This window comes from uncultured Modestobacter sp. (assembly GCF_947486615.1).
GTDB lineage: Bacteria > Actinomycetota > Actinomycetes > Mycobacteriales > Geodermatophilaceae > Modestobacter.
Genome location: NZ_CANKUD010000002.1, coordinates 240,712 through 260,324, shown reverse-complemented (window position 1 = coordinate 260,324; position 19,613 = coordinate 240,712). Strand labels below are relative to the sequence as shown.

The 19,613-nt window shown below is 71.8% G+C and carries 13 protein-coding genes; 11 read left to right on the top strand and 2 right to left on the bottom strand.

Translation table 11 applies throughout. The features are described 5' to 3' along the window. Window positions 1–156 precede the first annotated feature (156 nt). The 5 genes from rfbB (at window position 157) to Q1A09_RS04495 (ending at window position 8,163) form a co-directional block, all read left to right on the top strand. Window positions 157–1,152 carry a dTDP-glucose 4,6-dehydratase gene (rfbB, locus tag Q1A09_RS04515; RefSeq protein ID WP_299952288.1) on the top strand — a complete coding sequence of 332 codons (996 nt, stop codon included), beginning with the start codon at window positions 157–159 and terminating at the stop codon, window positions 1,150–1,152. Next, window positions 1,149–2,042, top strand: coding sequence for a dTDP-4-dehydrorhamnose reductase (rfbD, locus tag Q1A09_RS04510; protein ID WP_299952287.1), 894 nt, complete (start codon window positions 1,149–1,151; stop codon window positions 2,040–2,042). Before rfbB ends, rfbD begins: the two co-directional genes overlap by 4 nt. A gap of 173 nt (window positions 2,043–2,215) precedes the next feature. Then, on the top strand, window positions 2,216–5,026 hold the full coding sequence (locus Q1A09_RS04505) for an N-acetylmuramoyl-L-alanine amidase (protein ID WP_299952286.1): 2,811 nt from the start codon (window positions 2,216–2,218) through the stop codon (window positions 5,024–5,026). A gap of 81 nt (window positions 5,027–5,107) precedes the next feature. Continuing rightward, the gene (locus Q1A09_RS04500; RefSeq protein ID WP_299952285.1) at window positions 5,108–5,692 is read left to right on the top strand and encodes a hypothetical protein; all 585 of its coding nucleotides are present in this window, start codon (window positions 5,108–5,110) and stop codon (window positions 5,690–5,692) included. Continuing rightward, window positions 5,689–8,163, top strand: a complete 2,475-nt coding sequence (locus tag Q1A09_RS04495) for a hypothetical protein (RefSeq protein WP_299952284.1) — start codon at window positions 5,689–5,691, stop codon at window positions 8,161–8,163. The genes Q1A09_RS04500 and Q1A09_RS04495 overlap by 4 nt, the downstream gene beginning before the upstream one ends. Before the next feature lie 13 nt (window positions 8,164–8,176). Here Q1A09_RS04495 and Q1A09_RS04490 read toward each other — a convergent pair whose 3' ends face one another. Then, entirely contained in the window at window positions 8,177–9,286 is a 1,110-nt protein-coding gene (locus tag Q1A09_RS04490; RefSeq protein ID WP_299952283.1) for a glycosyltransferase family 1 protein, read from the bottom strand. Between the two features lie 112 nt (window positions 9,287–9,398). On the opposite strand from Q1A09_RS04490, the gene Q1A09_RS04485 reads away from it, so the two are divergent. From Q1A09_RS04485 to Q1A09_RS04460, 6 genes are all read left to right on the top strand, one after another. Next, window positions 9,399–10,214, top strand: a complete 816-nt coding sequence (locus tag Q1A09_RS04485; protein ID WP_299952282.1) for an ABC transporter permease — start codon at window positions 9,399–9,401, stop codon at window positions 10,212–10,214. Window positions 10,215–10,227: 13 nt separating this feature from the next. Continuing rightward, a complete protein-coding gene (locus Q1A09_RS04480) occupies window positions 10,228–11,460 on the top strand; it encodes an ABC transporter ATP-binding protein (protein WP_299952281.1) in 1,233 nt (410 codons plus the stop codon). 103 nt (window positions 11,461–11,563) lie between these two features. After that, window positions 11,564–14,065: a glycosyltransferase gene (locus Q1A09_RS04475; protein ID WP_299952280.1), complete on the top strand. Its 2,502-nt coding sequence runs from the start codon at window positions 11,564–11,566 to the stop codon at window positions 14,063–14,065. Further along, window positions 14,062–15,753 (top strand): glycosyltransferase, encoded by a 1,692-nt coding sequence (locus tag Q1A09_RS04470; RefSeq protein WP_299952279.1) that lies wholly within the window; start codon window positions 14,062–14,064, stop codon window positions 15,751–15,753. Before Q1A09_RS04475 ends, Q1A09_RS04470 begins: the two co-directional genes overlap by 4 nt. Then, window positions 15,750–16,931 carry a class I SAM-dependent methyltransferase gene (locus Q1A09_RS04465; protein WP_299952278.1) on the top strand — a complete coding sequence of 394 codons (1,182 nt, stop codon included), beginning with the start codon at window positions 15,750–15,752 and terminating at the stop codon, window positions 16,929–16,931. Before Q1A09_RS04470 ends, Q1A09_RS04465 begins: the two co-directional genes overlap by 4 nt. Continuing rightward, entirely contained in the window at window positions 16,928–18,526 is a 1,599-nt protein-coding gene (locus Q1A09_RS04460; RefSeq protein WP_299952277.1) for a glycosyltransferase, read from the top strand. Before Q1A09_RS04465 ends, Q1A09_RS04460 begins: the two co-directional genes overlap by 4 nt. 45 nt (window positions 18,527–18,571) lie before the next feature. Here Q1A09_RS04460 and Q1A09_RS04455 read toward each other — a convergent pair whose 3' ends face one another. Continuing rightward, window positions 18,572–19,501 (bottom strand): glycosyltransferase family 2 protein, encoded by a 930-nt coding sequence (locus Q1A09_RS04455; protein ID WP_299952276.1) that lies wholly within the window; start codon window positions 19,499–19,501, stop codon window positions 18,572–18,574. Window positions 19,502–19,613: the final 112 nt, after the last annotated feature.

Below are 19,613 nucleotides of genomic sequence, written 5' to 3'. Positions count from 1 at the left end.
CGGGGCGGCCGTCTCGATCGAGCAGCGCGCCTCGGGTCTCGCGGCGGAGTCCGGGCGACGATACGTGCAGAATTCGTCCAGGCAGGGCAGCCACGCAGTTCTGCGAGACTGCTCAGCACCACCTGTCCGCCCAGTCACTCGAAGGGCTCTTCTCAGATGCGCATCCTGGTCACCGGCGGTGCCGGTTTCATCGGCTCGCACTACGTGCGGACCATGCTCTCCGGCGGCTACCCGGGCTTCGAGGACGCCGAGGTGACCGTCTTCGACAAGCTCACCTACGCCGGCAACCTCGCGAACCTCGCCCCGGTCGCCGACAACCCGCGTTACCGGTTCGTGCAGGGCGACATCTGCTCGGCCGAAGACCTGGACGCCGCCCTGCCCGGCCATGACGCGGTCGTCCACTTCGCCGCCGAGTCGCACGTCGACCGGTCGATCACCGGCGCCGCCGACTTCGTGCTGACCAACGTGCTGGGTTCCCAGCAGGTCTTCGAGTCCGCGCTGCGGGCCGAGGTGGGGCGGGTGGTGCACGTCTCCACCGACGAGGTCTACGGCTCGATCGACGAGGGGTCCTGGGTCGAGGACCACATCCTGGAGCCCAACTCCCCGTACTCGGCGTCCAAGGCCGGCAGCGACCTGATCGCCCGCGCCTACGCCAAGACCTACGGGATGAACATCTCCATCACCCGGTGCAGCAACAACTACGGGCCGTACCACTTCCCGGAGAAGGTCATCCCGCTGTTCGTCACCAACCTGCTGGACGGGCAGAAGGTGCCGCTGTACGGCGAGGGCGCCAACGTGCGCGACTGGCTGTTCGTCGACGACCACTGCCGCGGCATCCAGCTGGTGCTGGAGAAGGGCGCCCCGGGCGAGTACTACAACATCGGCGGCGGGCGCGAGCTGTCCAACCGGGAGCTCACCGAGAAGCTGCTGGAGGCCACCGGCCGCGACTGGAGCTACGTCGACCACATCGTCGACCCGCGCGGTGGCGGTCACGACCTCCGCTACTCGGTCGACTACTCCAAGACCGGCGCGCTGGGCTACGCACCCCGGATGGGCTTCGAGGACGGGCTCGCGCTGACCGTCCAGTGGTACCGGGACAACCGCGCCTGGTGGGAGCCGCTGAAGGCCGCCGCGGCCACGGCCCACTCGTGAGCACCGCGGCAGCGATCAGCTGGCTGGTCACCGGCGCCCGCGGGCAGCTGGGCCACGACCTGCTCGAGCTGCTCTCCGGTCGCGCGGACGACCAGGTCACGGCCGTCGGCCGGGCCGAGATGGACCTCACCGACGAGTCCTCCGTCCGGTCGGGCGTGCGCGACTGGCTGGACCGGTCGGCCGGCTCCCGGGCCGTGCTGCTGAACGCGGCCGCCTACACCGCGGTCGACGCCGCGGAGACCGACGAGGCCGCCGCCCAGCTGGTCAACGGCGCCGCCCCGGGCTGGATGGCCGAGGAGACGGCCGGCCGCGGCCGGCTGGTGCACGTCTCCACCGACTACGTCTTCGACGGTTCGGCGACCGAGCCGTACCGGGTGGACGCGGCGACCGCGCCCCGCTCGGCGTACGGCCGCACCAAGCTGGCGGGGGAGCAGGCGATCGCGGCGGTGGGCGGCGACGCGACGGTCGTGCGGACGGCGTGGGTGTACGGGCGGCACGGTGGCAATTTCGTCCGCACGATGACCAACCTGGAGGCCCAGCGCGAGACGCTCTCGGTCGTCGACGACCAGGTGGGGTCGCCCACCTGGTCGGCCGACCTGGCCGGCGGGCTGGTCGAGCTCGGGGAGCGGGACGGTGACGTCCCGCCGGTGCTGCACTACACCAACAGCGGCCAGGTCAGCTGGCACGGGCTGGCCCGCGCGGTCTTCGAGGAGCTGGGCGCCGACCCGGCCCGGGTGCAGCCGACGAGCAGTGCCGAGTTCGTCCGACCGGCACCTCGTCCGGCGTACTCGGTGCTCGACGGGTCGGCGTGGACCGGCAGCGGGCTGACCGCACCGCGCCCCTGGCGCGAGGCGCTCCGGCTGGCCATGCAGGAGGGCTTCCGGGACTGACCTCCCCGCTCCGGCTGGTGACGGGACGAGAGGACCCGTCAAGCACCTGATGGCCAAGTTCGCGGCCGGATTCTGGCGCTTCTTGGTCAAGGTGACTCCTCGGAGTGCCGATGAGACTGACTGCAACCGCCCGTCCGGGTGGAACTCGCTCTCGTCTCATCGGAGGACGCCTGGTGCAACGGTTCCTGGTGAGCTTGCTCGCCTTCCTCGCCCTGACGGGGACGGTGCTCATCCTGCCCGTGTACGCCGCGCCGTCCCCCGCCCCCGAACCGGTGACGACGTCCGCGGACGTCGTGGAGATGGGGTCGGTGGAGGAGCCGGCGGTCGAGGCCGACGTGCAGCCGGGCACCACGGAACCGGTCGGCGGGGTCCCGGCCGACGAGCCCGCGCTGACGGTGTCCGACCTCGACACCCCGGAGTTCAGCCTCGTCGGCGTGACCTGGGCGTACGACCCGGCCGTCACCGACACCCTGGTCCAGGTCCGGGTCCGGGACGCCGACGGCGCCTGGGGCGGGTGGACCGAGGTCACCGTCGAGGACGCCGACCAGGACGAGTCCGCCGGCAGAGGCAGCGACCTGCGCGGCGGCACCTCGCCGCTGTGGACCGGTCCCAGCACCGGAGTCGAAGCGGAGCTGGTGACCCGGTCCGGGGCCGAGCCCACCGATGTCCAGTTGCACCTGGTCGACCCGGGTGCCAGCGAGGCCGACGCCGCCCTCGCGGGCCCGGACATCACCGACACCGCCGAGGCAGCCGACACCATGCCGGCCGTGTACAGCCGCGCCCAGTGGGGGGCGAACGAGGCCATCCGCACCTGGGATCCCGAGTACGCGCCGACCATCAAGGCAGCGACGCTGCACCACACCGCCGACAGCAACGACTACTCCGCTGACCAGGTCCCGGCGATCATGCGGTCGATCTACCAGTACCACACCGTCAGCCGCGGGTGGGGCGACATCGGCTACAACGTCATCGCCGACAAGTTCGGCCGGCTCTGGGAGGGCCGCTACGGCGGACTGTCCAGCACGGTCGTCGGCGCCCACGCTGGTGGGTTCAACACGGGCACGTTCGGCGTCTCCATGCTCGGCAACTACGAGACCGCCCCGACGACGCCGGCGATGATCAGCGCGGTCGCGGACATCATCGCCTGGAAGTTCTCCCTCTACGGCGTCAACCCGACCGGCCGCACCACGCTGACCTCCGGTGGCGGTGGGACGGCGAGGTACCCGGCGGGCACCGCAGTGAGCCTGCCGACGATCTTCGGGCACCGGGACGTCGGCACCACCAGTTGCCCCGGTCTGTACGGCTACGCGCAGCTGGGCACCGTCCGAGCCCTCACTGCCCAGCGGGTCGGGCTCTATTCCCAGCCGCAGGGGAGCCTGGACGTCGTCAGCGGCGGGATCCGCTCGCTGTCGGTGTCCGGGTGGGCGTGGGACGGCGACGCGCCCACCACGAGCCTGACCGTGCACGTCTACGTCGACGGCAAGCCCATGGTGGCGTGGACCGCCGGCCGGTCGCGGCCCGACGTCGCGGCCGCGTACCCGGGCGCCGGCAGCGCCCACGGCTACAGCGGCACCCTCACCGCCTCGGCGGGTGACCACCAGGTGTGCGTCTACGCGATCAACCGGGGACCGGGCAGCAACGCCGGCCTGGGCTGCCGCACGGTCACCGTCGCTGCTCCGAACCCGGTGCCCAAGGGGGCCGTCGACGAACGGACCGTCTTCGGTGACCGGCTCCTGGTCCGGGGCTGGGCCCTGGACGAGGACAGCCTGACGACCCCGCTGATGGTGCACGTCTACGTCGATGGCAAGGCGGTCAAGGCGGTCAGGGCCAGCACGACCCGGTCGGACATCGGGAGGGCATTCCCAGGAGCCGGGACGGGCCACGGGTTCAGCACCGTGGTCGACCTCGCGCTGGGCAGCCACACCGTGTGCGTCTACGCGGTCAACGTCGGAGCGGGTTCGGTGAACCCCTCGCTCGGTTGCGGCACGGTCGTCCGCGGCGCGGCCGCGAGCAACCCGGTCGGCGCGCTGACCGCGGCGACCGTCTCCGGCCGGACCGCCACCGTCACCGGGTGGGCGGTGGACCCGGATGCGCTGACCGGCAGCACCAGGGTGCACGTGTACGTCGACGGCGTCGCGACCCGGGCGGTGACCGCCGGTGCCCGCACGGCGACCAGCACGTTGCTGACGGCCTTCGGTGCCGGCACCCAGCACGGTTTCAGTGCCACGCTGACCCTCGGCGCCGGTAGCCACACCGTGTGCGCCTTCGCGATCAACAGCGGGGCGGGTGCGGGGAACCCGTCGCTGGGGTGCCGCCCGGTCACCGTCGCCGCGGCCGCCTGGAACCCCGCGGGCAGTCTCGACGCGGTGACCCTGGGTGGGGACGGCCGGACGGCCAGTGTCCGGGGCTGGGCGCTGGACCATGACGCCCCGCTCAGCCCGACGGCGGTGCACGTCTACGTCGACGGCGTGCCCGTCACCGCCGTCCGCACCGGCGCCACCCGGGCCGACGTGGCCAGCGCCTTCCCCGGGACGGGATCGGCGCACGGGTTCTCCACCAGCACCGTGCTCACGGCGGGGGTGCACCGGGTGTGCGCCTTCGCGATCAACACCGGGCAGGGGTCGGGCAACCCGTCGATCGGCTGCGCGAGCGTCACCGTGGCCGCGGCGGCCTACGACCCGGTGGGCTCGCTCGACGAGGCCACCCTCTCGGGGACGACGCTGACGGTGCGCGGGTGGGCGGCCGATCCCGACCAGCCCACCGCCCCGGTCCGGGTGCACCTGTACGTCGACGGCGTGGCCACCTTCCTGACGGCAGATGCGCACCGGCCGGACGTGGCCGCCGTGTACCCGGCCTTCGGAGCCGGGCACGGCTACCAGTCGTCGGTGACGGTCGCCGCGTCCGCACACCGGGTGTGCGCCTACGCGATCAACGTCGGCGTGGGCACCACCAACACGACACTGGGCTGCCGCGATGTCGGCTGAGCCGGTGGGGGCCGCCGTCCGCGTCGGCACCGTCGGCCGCACGCAGTCCCGCACCGCCGTCCCGCGAGCTGGAGGAGAAGCATGAGCAGGTCACGGAGCAGCCGGACGTGGCGGCTCGTCGGGGCGGTGGCGGTGGCGCTGGCCTTGGTCGCCGGCGGTTACCTAGTCACCCGACCCGACGGGGCCACCCGTCCCTCGACCGGGGCAGCGGCGACGACCGGCGCACCGTCGCCGACCGGGACCGTCGCGGAGACGGACGTCCCGGTCGCTGCCGCCAGCACCACGGTCGGTCAGCAGCTCAGCGGCCTGGAGCCGGCCCCCGGGTCCACGATCGCCACGGACGCCCCGGTGCCCACCGGTGCCGCGGCAACTGCCGTCCTGGCGTACCTGGACTGGAACGCCGATGCGGACGGCGTCGAGGCAGCCGGGTACGTCAGCGGCGTCATCGAGGACGGTGGCAGCTGCACCCTGGTGCTGACCCGGGACGGTGTCTCGGTGACCGCCGAGCTCAGCGGGATGGCGGACGCCAGCACCACGGTCTGCGGCGGGTTCACCGTGCCGGCGGCGCAGCTCTCCCCGGGTACCTGGAACGGGGTGCTGCAGTACTCCTCGGGCAGCGCGGACGTGGCGTCTCCCGCGCAGACGCTCGTGGTGCCGTCCTCGTGACGGTCGTGGCCCGGCGCATGGCGCTGACCGTCGCTCTGCTGGCGCTGGCAGCAGCTGCGGTCCTGGTCGGGGGATCACACGACCGGCAGGTGGACACCAGCGCGGGGCTGACGACGGCGGCTGACACCGGGTCGTTCGACCCCGGCAGCATCATCAGCGACGACCTGTTCTTCGACGGAGCCGCCATGTCGGCGACCGAGGTGCAGGCCTTCCTCGACGTCAAGGGCGCGGCGTGCAAGACAGGCAGCGACGGCACGCCCTGCCTCAAGGCGTACTCCCAGACGACGACGGACCGGGCGGCGGACGCCTACTGCGCCGGCTACACCGGGGTGGCCAACGAGAGCGCCGCGACGATCATCACCAGGGTCGCCCGGTCCTGCGACATCAGCCCTCGCGTGCTCCTGGTGATCATGCAGAAGGAGCAGTCGCTGGTCACCAACACCGGGTCGTCGCTGAACGCCACCCGGTACCAGAAGACGATGGGCTTCGCCTGCCCGGACACCGCCGCGTGCGACACCGCCTACTACGGCTTCCAGAACCAGGTGTACGCGGCCGCCCGGCAGTTCCAGCGGTACGCCGCCCACCCGACGTCGTTCGGCTACCGGGCCGGGCAGACCAGCTCGGTCCTCTACAACCCGAACCGCGCCTGCGGGTCGACGTCGGTGTTCATCCGCAACCAGGCGACGGCCGGGCTGTACATCTACACCCCGTACCAGCCCAACGCGGCTGCCCTGGTGGCCGGGTACGGCAGCGGCGACGCCTGCTCGGCGTACGGCAACCGGAACTTCTGGCTGTACTTCACCGACTGGTTCGGCTCCACGCAGTCCGCCTCCGCGGACGCGTCGCTACCGCTCGGGTCGTTCGACGCGGTCAGCTCCAGCTACGGCAAGATCACGGTCTCCGGCTGGGCGTTCGACCCGGACCAGCCGACCACGGCCCTCGCCGTGCACGTGTACGTCGACGGCGTCCTGGCCACCGGCACCAGCGCCTCGGCCAGCCGGCCCGACGTGGCGGCGGCCCACCCCCGCGCCGGGGCGTACCACGGTTACCGGACGTCGTTCACCGCCGGGCTGGGCGCCCGCACGGTCTGCGTCTACGCGATCAACGTGGGGAACGGCTGGGTCAACCCCCAGCTGGGCTGCCGCACCGTCGACAACCAGGACGCCGGTGCGCCCAGGGGGGCGGTGGACGCCCTGGTCGGCCAGCCGGGGCAGATCAGCGTGAGCGGCTGGACGTTCGACCCCGACAGCACCTCGGCCCGGTTGGCCGTCCACGTCTACGTCGACGGCGGCTTCGCCGCGAGCCTCACCGCCGGGAGGACCCGCACCGACGTCGCGAACGCCTTCGGCATCGACGCCGCGCACGGCTTCGCCGGCACCGTGGCGGTCAGCGCCGGCAAGCACACCGTCTGCCTCTACGCGATCAACGTGGGGCTGGGGTCGACCAACACCGCGCTCCGCTGTGCCGTGGTGACCGTGGCGAACCCCGACGCCTACGACCCGAAGGGCTCGCTGGACAGGGTGGTGGCGACCGGTGGGACGGTCTCGCTGGGCGGCTGGGCGTACGACCCGGACGTGCCCTCGGGTCCGCTGACGGTCGACGTGCGCGTCGACGGGACCTCCCAGGCGAGGGTCGGCGTCACGGGGCCCCGGCCTGACGTCCAGCGGGCGTTGAGCGGCGCCGGCGCGACCACCGGCTACACCTGGACGGGTGTGGTCGCCGCCGGCCGGCACCAGGTCTGCGTCTACGCGCTCAACGTCGGTTACGGCACCGGTGACACCAAGCTGGGGTGCAGGACGGTGACCACCGTCGGCGGCGTCGCGGCCAACCCGGTGGGGTCCCTGGACGTGGCCACCGGTGCGGTCGGCACCCTCGCGGTGCGGGGCTGGAGCTACGACGTCGACGTCCCGACCCAGCCACTCGTCGTCCACGTGTACCTGGGCGGGAAGCTGGTCGGGTCATCGGTGGCGAGTGCGAGCCGGCCGGATGTCGCCGCGGCGTTCCCCGGTGCCGGTGCTGCCCACGGGTTCAGCTGGTCGGGCACCGTCGCCTCCGGCACCCACCGGGTGTGCGTCTACGCGATCAACGTCGGCGCCGGGTCCGGGAACCCCGCAGTGGGGTGCCGGACGGTCACGGTCACCGAGCCGCCGCACGCCCCGGTCGGCTCGCTGGACGGCGTCGCCGTGACGGGCAGCTCGGTCGTGGCGACCGGGTGGGCGTTCGACCCGGACGTCCCGATGAACGCGCTGACCGTCCACGTGTACGTCGACGGCGTGGCCAGGTCGGCGGTGGCGGCGAACGGCCCCCGCAGCGACGTGGGGCGGGCCCACCCCGAGGCGGGCCCCATGCACGGGTTCACCTGGTCGGGACAGCTCGCCGCGGGGGACCACACCGTGTGCGTCTTCGGCATCAACCAGGGGGCGGGGACGCTCAACCCGTCGCTGGGGTGCAGGAAGGTGACCGTGCGGTGACCCGATTCCCGGGCTACCGGTCGGCGGCGCGCCGGTAGGCGTCCACGGTCCGCTGCGCGGTGGCTGCCCAGGTGTACCGGGCAGCCACCGCACGGCGGTCTGCCTCGGCGCCGGCAGCGTCGTGGGCACCGCCGGTGGCCAGCATCGCCGCCGCCCAGCCGTCCTCGTCCTCGGGTCCGACGAGGTGGGCCAGCGACCCCACCGTCTCCCGGACCGCTGCGATGTCGGCGGCCAGGACGGGCACTCCGGTGGCGAAGGCCTCGAGTGGCGGCAGCCCGAAGCCCTCGTAGCGGGACGGGAAGACCAGCGCGCGTGCGCCGGCGACCACCTGCTGCAGCTCGGCCTGGCCCAGGTACCCCAGTCGGACGATGCGGCTGGCCAGCTGCGGGGGCACCTCCAGGGGCGGCCCCCAGCCGGCTGGGCCGGCGAGCGCCAGCGTCGGCAGATCACCTGCCGAGGTGGCGTGCGCCGCTGCGTAGGCCCGCAGCAGCATCGGCAGGTTCTTCCGCGGTTCCACGTTCCCGACGAAGAGCAGGTAGGGCTCGGTGAGCCCGAGCTCCGCGCTGCGGGCGGTGGGGAGCGGACGTGCCGCGGCCCACGAGGGGTCGACCCCCAACGGGGTCACCACGACCCGGTCGGAGGGCAGGGCATAGGTCTCGAGGACCTCCTGGGCCACCGCGGAGCTGGGGGTGCACACGACCGCGGCACGGGCGATCCCCCGTCCGACGAGGTCCGGCAGCCGGGCGGAGTCGGCGGACACGGTCTCCCGGTGCCTCAGGTAGGCCAGGTCGTGCACGGTGAGCACGCCGACCGCTCCGGAGGGCGGGAGGACGAAGTTCGTGCCGTGGAAGACGTCCAGGCGGCCGGTGAGCAGCTCGACCGGCAGCAGCTCGCTGCGTTCCCACACCCAGCGCAGGCCGCGCGCCGGGACGGGCCGGCCGCGGGCGGACACCCCGGCGGGCAGGGTGGCGGCGAGGCCGCCGGCGCCGCGGGCGGTGAAGGCGGTGGCCACGAACTCGTCCCCCGACCGCGGCTGCGCCAGAGCGGCCAGGAGGTGCTCCACGTAGCGGCCGATCCCGGTCCGTGGTCCGAGCAACGGGGTCGCGTCCAGGCCGATGCGCACGGGTGACCAAGTTACGCGGCGGAGCGCGGGTGGCCGACCGGGGCTTGTAGGCTGACCCGGACGTGGGTGACCGAGGGTCACCTGTTGACCATAGGAGGACACGATCTCTCAGTTGCGTGTCACTCTCGCCAGCCGGGAGCTGCTCGGCAACCTGGTCATGCGCGAGCTGCGGGGCAAGTACAAGGGGACCTCGCTCGGCTGGTTCTGGTCGCTGCTCAACCCGCTCGCCAGCACTCTCATCTTCAGCGTCGTCTTCGGTGCCATCCTCCGGGTCACGCCGACGGTGGGTGCAGGTGGAGTGCAGAACTACACGCTGTTCCTGCTGTGCGCGTTGCTGCCGTGGAACTACTTCAGCGGCGTGGTCAACGGGGGGATGGGGTCGTTGCTCGGCAACGCCAACCTGATCAAGAAGACCTCGTTCCCCCGTGAGCTCCTCGTGCTGGCCACCACCGCGTCGCTCTTCGTCACCTTCCTGATCGAGATGGCCGTGCTCGCCGTGGCCCTCCTCGTCTTCGGCGTGAACCCGCTGATCTGGCTGGTGCCGACGTTGCTGCTGATGGTGGTCCTCGCCGTCTTCGCCACGGGCCTCGGACTGATGCTCGCGGTCGCGAACGTGTACTTCCGGGACTCGGCGCACTTCGTGGCGATCGGTCTGCAGGTGCTCTTCTACGCGACGCCGGTGATCTACCCGATCACCCTGGTGTCCGACGTGTCACCGGATTCGCTCGTCGCGCGGCTGCACATAGACTCGCTCTACTTCGCCAACCCCCTGGTGCACTACGTCGAGGCCTTCCGAGACCTGCTGTACGAGCACCAGGTGCCCAGCCTGAGCACCATCCTGGTGATCCTGCTGTCCGCGGCGGCGTCGATCTGCGTGGGGTGGACCGTCTTCAACAGGTTCTCCGGGCGTCTCGCCGAAGAACTGTGATCGGGGGACCGAGATGAGCGACGTGGCCGTGGAGGCCGTTGGGGTCTCCAAGCGCTTCCGGCTGTACCACGAGAGAAACCAGTCGTTGAAGGCCGCGTTCATGCGTGGCCGCAGGGCCAAGTTCGACGAGTTCTGGGCTCTCCGGGACGTCGACCTGACCATCCCGACCGGCAAGACCTTCGGCTTGATCGGTCACAACGGCTCGGGCAAGAGCACGATGCTGAAGTGCCTGGCCGGCATCCTGGTGCCCGATCACGGTCGCACCCAGGTGAACGGCAAGGTCTCGGCGTTGCTCGAGCTGGGCGCGGGCTTCCACCCGGAACTGTCCGGGCGGGACAACGTCTACCTCAACGGGTCGATCCTGGGCATGTCGCGCAAGCAGATCGACCGTCAGTTCGACGAGATCGTCGACTTCGCCGGGCTGGAGACGTTCATCGACTCCCCGGTCAAGAACTACTCCTCGGGCATGTACGTGCGGCTGGGGTTCTCCGTGGCGATCAACGTGGATCCCGAGATCCTGATGGTCGACGAGGTGCTCGCGGTGGGTGACGAGTCCTTCCAGCGCAAGTGCATGGAGAAGTTCGCCGACTTCCGCGCCGAGGGTCGGACAGTCGTGATCGTGAGCCATGCACTCGGCACCATGCGGAGCATGTGCGACGAGGTCGCCTGGCTCGACCACGGCAAGCTCAAGGGTGTGGGTCGGCCCGAGGACCTGGTGGACGAGTACGTCGGCGCCTCGCACGAGGACCGGGTCGTCGAGGAGGCGCCGGCCGCCGAGGAGGGGGCCGGGCACAGCCGCTGGGGTAGCGGCGAGGTCCGGCTGACCGGCGCCGAGGTGCTCTCCGGCGGACAGTCGACGACGAAGGTGTCGACCGGCGACGACGTGGTCGTCCGCTTGCACTGGGAGGCGGCGGCACCGGTGGTCGAGCCGGTGTTCGGCATCGCCCTGCACACCCTGGAGGGGGTGCACGTCACCGGGCCCAACACCCGGGACGCCGAGGTCCGCACCGGCACTCTGCACGGCACCGGTCACCTGGACCTGCACGTGTCGCGTCTCATGCTGACGCCGGGGACCTACGACCTCACCGCTGCGGTCTTCGACCGCAGCGTGGTGCACGCCTTCGACCACCGGGAGAAGGTGCTCCGCTTCCACGTCATCCCCGGTACGCCGCGAGACCACTACGGCGTCATGTCCCTGGGTGGCTCCTGGGACCTGCGGAGCGAGTCCCCCCCGTCCACCCGGTGAGGGTGTGCCCGCACGGCACGGCGAGGGTGCTGGCGGTCGGGCTCGGGTGTCCGGTCGCCGGACCCGCGGGGCGCGCGCCCGTTCCGGATTCCAAGAGGAGATCATGAAGACCACGAACAGCGACTCGGTCACCATCGTGGTGGTCAACTACAAGGGCGCCGAGGACACCATCGCCTGCCTCGAGGGCATCAAGGCGCTGGACTGGCCGCAGGACCGCCTCCGCGTGCGTGTGGTGGACAACGCCAGCGGCGGGGATGACGTGAGCCGCATCCGGGAGGCAGCCCCGGGCGTGGAGGTGATCGCCTCCAACCGCAACCTCGGCTTCGCGGGCGGGTGCAACCTCGGCGCCCGCGGGGTCCGCACCGATCACCTCGCGTTCATCAACAACGACGCGCGGCCGGAGCCGGGTTTCCTGGGCGCCGCCGTCGACGCCCTGCAGGACAGCGCGATCGGGGCGGTGGCGGCCAAGGTCGTGGACTGGTCCGGTGAACGCGTCGACTTCGTGGGCAGCGCCCTCTCCTGGTACGGCCAGGGGTTCAAGATGCACGTCGGCGCCGTCGACGACGGCAGCTGGGACGACCCGCGCGACGTGCTGTTCGGCACCGGGTCGGCGCTGGTCGTCCGCCGGTCGGCCTTCGAGGAGGTCGGCGGCTTCGACGAGCGCTACTTCATGTTCTTCGAGGACGTGGACCTGGGCTGGCGGCTGTGGCTGGCCGGCCACCGCGTCCGCTACGTGCCCAGGGCCCTGGTCCTGCACAAGCACCACGCTTCGATGTCCAAGCTCGGGGCCTGGCGCGAGCAGTTCCTCCTCGAGCGGAACGCGCTGTTCACCATCTACAAGAACTACGGCGACGAGAACCTGGCCCGGTTCCTCGCCCCGGCGCTCGCGTTGGCCGTCCGGCGCGGCGTCGTGCTCGGCGGCGCCGACAGCTCGGCGCTGGACCTCGCCGTCACGCCGCCGATCCCCGACGAGCCGGCCACGGCCGAGGTGTCCAAGACGATGCTGGCCTCGGCCTACGCCGTCGACGCCTTCGTCCGGGAGCTGGCCTCGCTGGACCGCAGCCGGGCGGAGGTCCAGGGAGCCCGGCGGCGCAGTGACGGCGAGGTGCTGCGCATGTTCGGCATGCCCCTCGTGCCGAACATCCCCGACATCGACTTCGTCCGCGACTTCCAGTCGGCCAGCGCGGCCTTCGAGGTCGACGTGCCCTTCCGGGCTCGCCGGCGGGTGCTCGTGCTCACCGGCGACACGCTCGCCGCGCGGATGGCCGGGCCGGCGATCCGTGCTCTGCAGATCGCCAAGGCGCTGGCCGGGGACCACGAGGTGGTGCTCGCCACGACGTCCGTGTGCGACCTCCAGCGCAGCGACTTCGCCACGCGGCGGGTGGCCACGCAGGCGGACATGGCCGAGCTCGAGCGCTGGGCGGACGTCATCGTCTTCCAGGGGTACCTGATGCACGAGTACCCCGTCCTCCGTGCCAGCCGGAAGCCGATCGTCGTCGACATGTACGACCCCTTCCACCTGGAGCAGCTGGAGCAGGCGAAGGACCTCGGTCCCGAGGGACGCCGGAACGTGGTGCAGTCGGCCACCGGGGTCCTCAACGAGCAGATCCTCCGGGGCGACTTCTTCCTGTGCGCCTCGGAGAAGCAGCGGGACTTCTGGCTCGGCCAGATGGCGGGCCTGGGCCGGGTCAACCCCGCGGTGTACGACCGTGACGAGACGCTGGGCTCGCTGATCACGGTCGTCCCGTTCGGCGTCGAGGACCAGCCGCCCGTCGCCACCCGGCGCAGCGTCAAGGGTGTGCTCCCGGGCATCGGCGAGGACGACAAGGTCGTGCTGTGGGGCGGCGGCATCTACAACTGGTTCGACCCGCTGACGCTGATCCGCGCCATGGCGCTCGTTCGGGACCGGGTCCCGGAGGCGCGGCTGCTCTTCATGGGTGTCAAGCACCCCAATCCGGCCGTGCCGGAGATGCGGATGGCCACCCAGGCCCGTGAGCTGGCCGAGGAACTCGGGCTGCTGGGCAGCACGGTGATCTTCAACTACGAGTGGGTGCCCTACGAGGAGCGGCAGAACTTCCTGCTGGAGAGCGACATCGGGGTCAGCACCCACCTGGACCACGTCGAGACGGCGTTCTCCTTCCGTACCCGGATCCTGGACTACATCTGGTCCTCGTTGCCGATCGTGTGCACCGAGGGCGACTCGCTCGCCACCCTGGTCGAGCAGCGGGAACTCGGTTGCACCGTCCCCGCCGGCGACGTGGAGCGGCTGGCCGAGGTGCTGACCACGCTGCTGAGCGACAGTGAGGTGAACGCCCGCTATCGGGCGAACCTGGCCGGCATCGTGCCGGAGTACCAGTGGTCGAGCGTCCTGGAGCCGCTGCGCGCGTTCTGCCGCGACCCTCGCCGCGCGGACGATCTGCTGGATGCCGACGGCCGGCTCGACACCGGCCGCGGGGTCTCCGTGGTGGAGCCCCCGTGGCAGGGGGTGCGGGGTGACGCCGCGCTGGTGCGCACCTACCTGCGCGATGGTGGCCCGCAGCTCCTGGCTCAGAAGCTCGGTGCCCGGGCGGCTCGGCTCGCCCGCGGGAGGTTCCGGCAGAGGTGAGCGGTTCGGCGGCGGCCCGGGCCGGGTGCAGGGACGAGGAGTGGCGGTTCGAGGGTGAGGGGGCGGACCCGACGCTGACGGTGGTGACCGTCCTCGACGCCGATGCCGGTGGGGAACCGGCTGCCGACCTGCTGACCGCGACCTGGGCTTCGCTGCGTGCGCAGCACGATCCCCGCTGGCAGTGGGTGGTCGTCACGGTCTCGGGAGTCCCAGCTCCGCCGTCCCTCACCGGGCCTGCGGAGGACAGCCGGGTGGTGGTCCACCCTGCGACCCCGGGGGAGATGCTCGCCGAAGGGCTGCGCGTCGCCGCCGGCGCGTTGCTGCTGGTCCTGCCGGTCGGGGACACGCTGGCGGCGGAAGCGGTCGGGTGCCTGGGGGCTGCGGCAGGTGACGGCGGCTGGCTCTACAGCGACGAGCTGCTGCCGCGGAACGGGGAGAGCTCGGCCTGGCACCGGTGGGAGAAGCCGACGGCCTCGCCCGAGCTGCTGCTGGCCCAGCCGGACTTCGCCGCCGGGGTCGCGATCTCCCGGTCTGCGCTGCGCGAGCTCGGTGGTCCCGACCCGCGGATGGGGACCGCGGAGTGGTACGACCTCGTGCTGCGCGCCGCCGAGGGTGGGTCAGGTGGCCATGTCCCCGAGCCGTTGGTGCGCCGTCGCGCGGACCTCGGTGCACCGCTGGTCCGGCCGACGGATGCAGCCGCAGCGGCGCGGGCGAGCTGCGCCCGCCGCGGGCTGGCAGTCGACGACGTGACCCCGGTCGAGGTGCGGGGTCGGGTCATCGGGCAGTGGGTGCGGCTGACTCCACCCGCCGACGCCAGGGTGAGCATCGTCGTCCCGACCCGGGGGAGCAGCTCGGTGGTGCGCGGGGTCGAGCGGTGCCACGTCGTGGAGCTGGCCCGTTCGGTCTGGGTCCCGGACCGGTTCCCCGGGCTGGTGGAGTTCGTGGTCGTCCATGACGCCGACACGCCGCAGGCGGTGCTCGACGAACTGGCGGACATCGTCGGCGACGGACTGCGGACCGTGCTGTTCGACGAGCCGTTCAACTTCTCGCGCAAGTGCAACGTCGGTGCGGTCGCTGCGACCGGTGAGCTGCTGTGCTTCCTCAACGACGACGTCGAGGTCCTGTCGCCCGACTGGCTGGCGGCGATGACAGGGCACCTGGTCGATCCCGATGTGGGGCTGGTCGGCGCCAAGCTGCTGTTGGAGGACGGTTCGCTGCAGCACGTCGGCCACGGCTACCGCGACGGCCATGCCGGGCATCCGCTGCTGGGCTGGCCGGCGAACACCCTGGCCCTGGGTGGCAGCGCGCAGCTGGCCGGCGCCCGCTCCGGGGTCACGGCTGCTTGTGCGGTCGTCCGGGCGGCCGACCATGCCGCAGTGGGCGGCTTCTCCGAGATCCTCCCGCTCAACTACAACGACGTCGACTTCTGCCTGAAGATCCGCCGGCGCGGCCAGCGGATCGTCTACACCCCGCACGCCGAGCTCTTCCACTTCGAGTCGCAGACCCGGATCGCCCGGCTGCTCTCCTGGGAGCGCGACGTGATCCTGCGCCGCTGGCGCACCATGATGGAGCATGACGAGTACCTGCCTGCCGTTCAGCCGGCCGTGCACGGGCAGCTCGAAGACCAGCACACCACACCGATGACCCGTGGCGCCGACGATGGCGGCGGGAACGAAGGAGCGGCATGACCGAGCAGCGCACCGACGGTGCCGCGGGGACGACGTCGGCGGACTACTCGGCGTTCTACTTCGACGGCCACCTGGGCCCGCCCTACACCTACGAGGAGCCGCACTGGAAGCAGTTCTTCGGTGCCGTGGCCGATGCCGTGGTCGCCACGTTCGCCCCGGCGCGCACGTACGACGCGGGGTGCGCCATCGGGCTGTTCGTGCGCGCCCTGCTCGAGCGGGGGGTCGACGCCCGCGGCGGTGACATCTCCGAGTTCGCCGTCGCCGGTGCACCGGATGGGCTGCGGGAGCGGCTGGAGGTGCGCGACCTCACCCGGCCGTTCACCGAGCGGTACGACCTGGTCTCCTGCATCGAGGTGCTCGAGCACATGTCGCCGCCCGATGCGCAGCGCGCCATCGGCAACCTCTGCGCGGCCGCGGACACCTTGCTGATCTCCTCCACCCCCGACGACTTCACCGAGCCGACGCACATCAACGTGCGGACGCCCGCCTCCTGGGCGGCGGACTTCGCCCGGCACGGCTTCTTCCGGCGGACCGACGTCGATGCCTCCTTCTTGTCCCCGTGGGCGGTGGTCTACGAGAAGGCGGAGCTGACCCCGGTCGAGCTCGTCGCTCGCTACGAGGCGCTCGTGTCGCCGTTGTCCCGCGAGGTGGTGGCGAAGCGACAGGCGCTGCTGGAGACCCAGCGGGACCTGGACCGGCTGCAGCAGACCGGCGGGCCGGAGCGCGAGGAGCTGGCGCAGCAGGTCCACGACCTGCAGGCGGCCGTCGAGCTCGCCGAGCGGGAGCGGGCCGAGGTGACCGCCGACCGCGACCGGGTGGTGGACGACCTGGTGGAGCTCCGCGACGGGGGAGACCATGCCGACCAGCTCGTGCGGCTCGGTCTGGTGGACGAGCTCATCGGTCTGCGAGCCGAGCTGACCCAGGCCAGGCTGCGCAGTGAGAACGCGTACGCGGACGCCCAGGTCCAGGTCGACGCGATCAACGTGGACCTGGCCAGCGTGCACGCCGACCTCCACCACAGCCGGCTCCAGGAGCAGCAGTTGCGCGCGGAGCTGGACAGGCTGCACGCGGAGTCGGTGCGGCAGCTGTCGGAGCTGCGGGCCAGCGCGACCTGGAAGTTCGGCCGGCTGGTCATGGCGCCGGTGGCGGTCCCGCGGCGGTTCCGCCGGCGGCGATGACCGCTGTGTCTGGCGGTTCCTCGGGTGCGGACCCGACGTTCACCGTCCTGGTGCCGGTGTACCGGACCGACCCCGGGCACCTGGGGGAGATGGTCCGCTCGGTGCAGGCGCAGTCCGAGCGTTCGTGGGAGCTGGTGCTCGTCGACGACGGTTCGGACTCGCCCGAGCTGACCGCAGCGCTGGACCACCTGGCTGCCGGGGATCCCCGGATCCGGCTCGAACCGCTGGCCACCAACCTGGGGATCGTGGGTGCCAGCTCCCACGGGCTGGCAGCAGCCCGCGGCCAGTTCGTGGCGCTGCTGGACCACGACGACCGGCTCGCCCCCCAGGCGCTGGAACGGATGCTGGCCGCGATCGAAGCGCATCCGGAGGCCGACGTCCTCTACTCGGACGAGGACCAGATCCACGACGGCAGGCTCGGGGACCCGTTCCGCAAGCCGGACTTCTCGCCCGAGCGGCTCCGCGGGCAGATGTACCTGGGCCACCTCGTGGTGTACCGGCGGAGCCTGCTGGCCGAGGTGGGCGGCTTCCGTGCCGGGTTCGACGGCAGCCAGGACTACGACCTCGCGCTGCGCGCAACCGAACGAGCCCGCGAGGTCGTGCACGTGCCCGAGGTGCTCTACCACTGGCGCATCCACCCGGGCTCGGTGTCCCACCGAGCGGACAACGCAGCGGTCTTCGCCGCCGCCCGCCGGGCGCTGAGCGAGCACCTGGAGCGGACCGGTCGGCAGGGCACGGTGGAGCAGGTGCACCCCATCGGGGTCTACCGCGTGCGGCGCGAGCTCCGGGAGCTCCCGTTGGTCAGCATCGTCGTCCCCACCCGCGGCACCACGGCGTCGGTGCGCGGCGTGGAGCGGGTGCTGGTGGTCGAGGCGGTGCGGTCGGTCGTCGAACGGACCACCTACCCGAACATCGAGGTGGTGGTGATCGCCGATCGGGCCACTCCGCCGGAGGTGGTCGAGGAGTTGCGGGCGCTCTCCCGCAGCCGGGTCCGGATCCTGGAGCACACCGGACCGTTCAACTACTCCGGGCAGGTGAACAGCGGTGTCCACGCCGCCCGAGGCGACCTCCTGGTGACCCTGAACGACGACACCGAGGTCGTCACTCCCGACTGGCTGACGACCATGGTGGGCCTGCTCGAGCCGGATGTCGGCATGGTGGGTGCCAAGCTGCTCTACGAGAACGACCTGATCCAGCACCTCGGTCTCCACGTCGGTCGCGGGCACGTCGTGCACACCGCCGCGGGGGAGCCGGCCGACGCGACCGGGCCGTCGGCGGGCTACCTGGTGGATCGTGAGGTCACCGGGGTGACCGGGGCCTGCGCCCTGTTCCCCCGCGCGGTGTTCGACGAGGTCGGTGGGTTGAGCCGGGCACTACCGGTCAACTTCAACGACGTCGACTTCAGCTTCAAGGTCACGGGCACGGGACGACGGGTTCTGGTTACCCCGCACGCGGTGCTCTACCACTACGAGTCGCGGTCTCGCCCGCGGCGGGTCGCCATCAGCGAAGTGGACACGCTGCGCAACCGCTGGCGGCAGGAGCTGATGCGGGACAGCTACTGGACGCAAGCCATCCCTGATCAGCTCCGGGCCTGAGCCGTGGGCCCTGGGTGCTGAGCCGGTCGGTCCCAGCTGGCCGGCTCAGCGAGGGGAGAGTGGGCGCCGGCGGCTGAGCAGGGCCCACGGCAGCAGGCGCACCGCACCCGCGAAGGCCCTCGCGCGCAGCAGCACGCGTTGCTGGTGGGCCGGGGGCGGCGGGCCGCCGACGAGTCGTCGAGCAGCGAGGGACGCCGTGGTGACCAGGAACCGGAGCCAGACCGCCACCGCGCGGCCGGCGGCAGCGCAGCGTACGTGCATCAGCAGGCGGTTCCGCTCGTTCCAGTAAGCAAAGGACGGCGAACTCTGGTCCGAGCTGGCGGAGTGCTGGTGGTGCACCACTGCCGTGGGCTCGTAGCGCACCTGCCAGCCGGCTCGGCGAAGGCGCCACGAGGTGTCGGTGTCCTCGTAGTAGAGGAAGAACGGGGCCGGGAAGCCGCCCACGGACCGGACCGCAGCCACCCGCAGCAGCGCCGCACCCCCGGAGAAGCCGAACACCTCCGCCTCCTCGTCGAAGCTGCCGGCGTCCTGGCCCAAGCCGCGGTCGGCTCCGTACCCGTCGTCGAGGAGGACGACGCCCGCGTTGTTCATCGTCGGTGGCGTCACGCCCGCCAACAGCATCCGGGAGGTCACGGCGGCTGCCTCGGGATGACGGTCCATCGCCTCGGTGAGGTGCTGCAGCCAGGTGGGCTCGGCGACGGCGTCGTTGTTCAGCAGTGCCACGAAGGGCGTGTCGACCATCCGCAACCCGTCCTCGGCCCCGCCGGCGAATCCCCGGTTCGTCCGGTTCTGCACCACCTGGACGGTGGGGAACCGGGTCCGGATCATCTCCGAGGTCCCGTCTGTCGAGGCGTTGTCCACGACGACGACCTGGTGGGGAAGGGTCTGCGCGGCGAGGGACTCGAGGCACGGGATGAGCAGTTCTCGGCCGTTCCACGTGACCACCAGGGCCGTGACGGTCGGCAGCGTGTCCACGGACGGTCACAGTACGGCGCGACAGCATGGCCCAGCTCGTGGTCGGTCGTCGGGCGGCGGTGCTCCCTCGGGGGTGTCGACACGGCGGCGCGTCGACACGCTCGGCTACTCT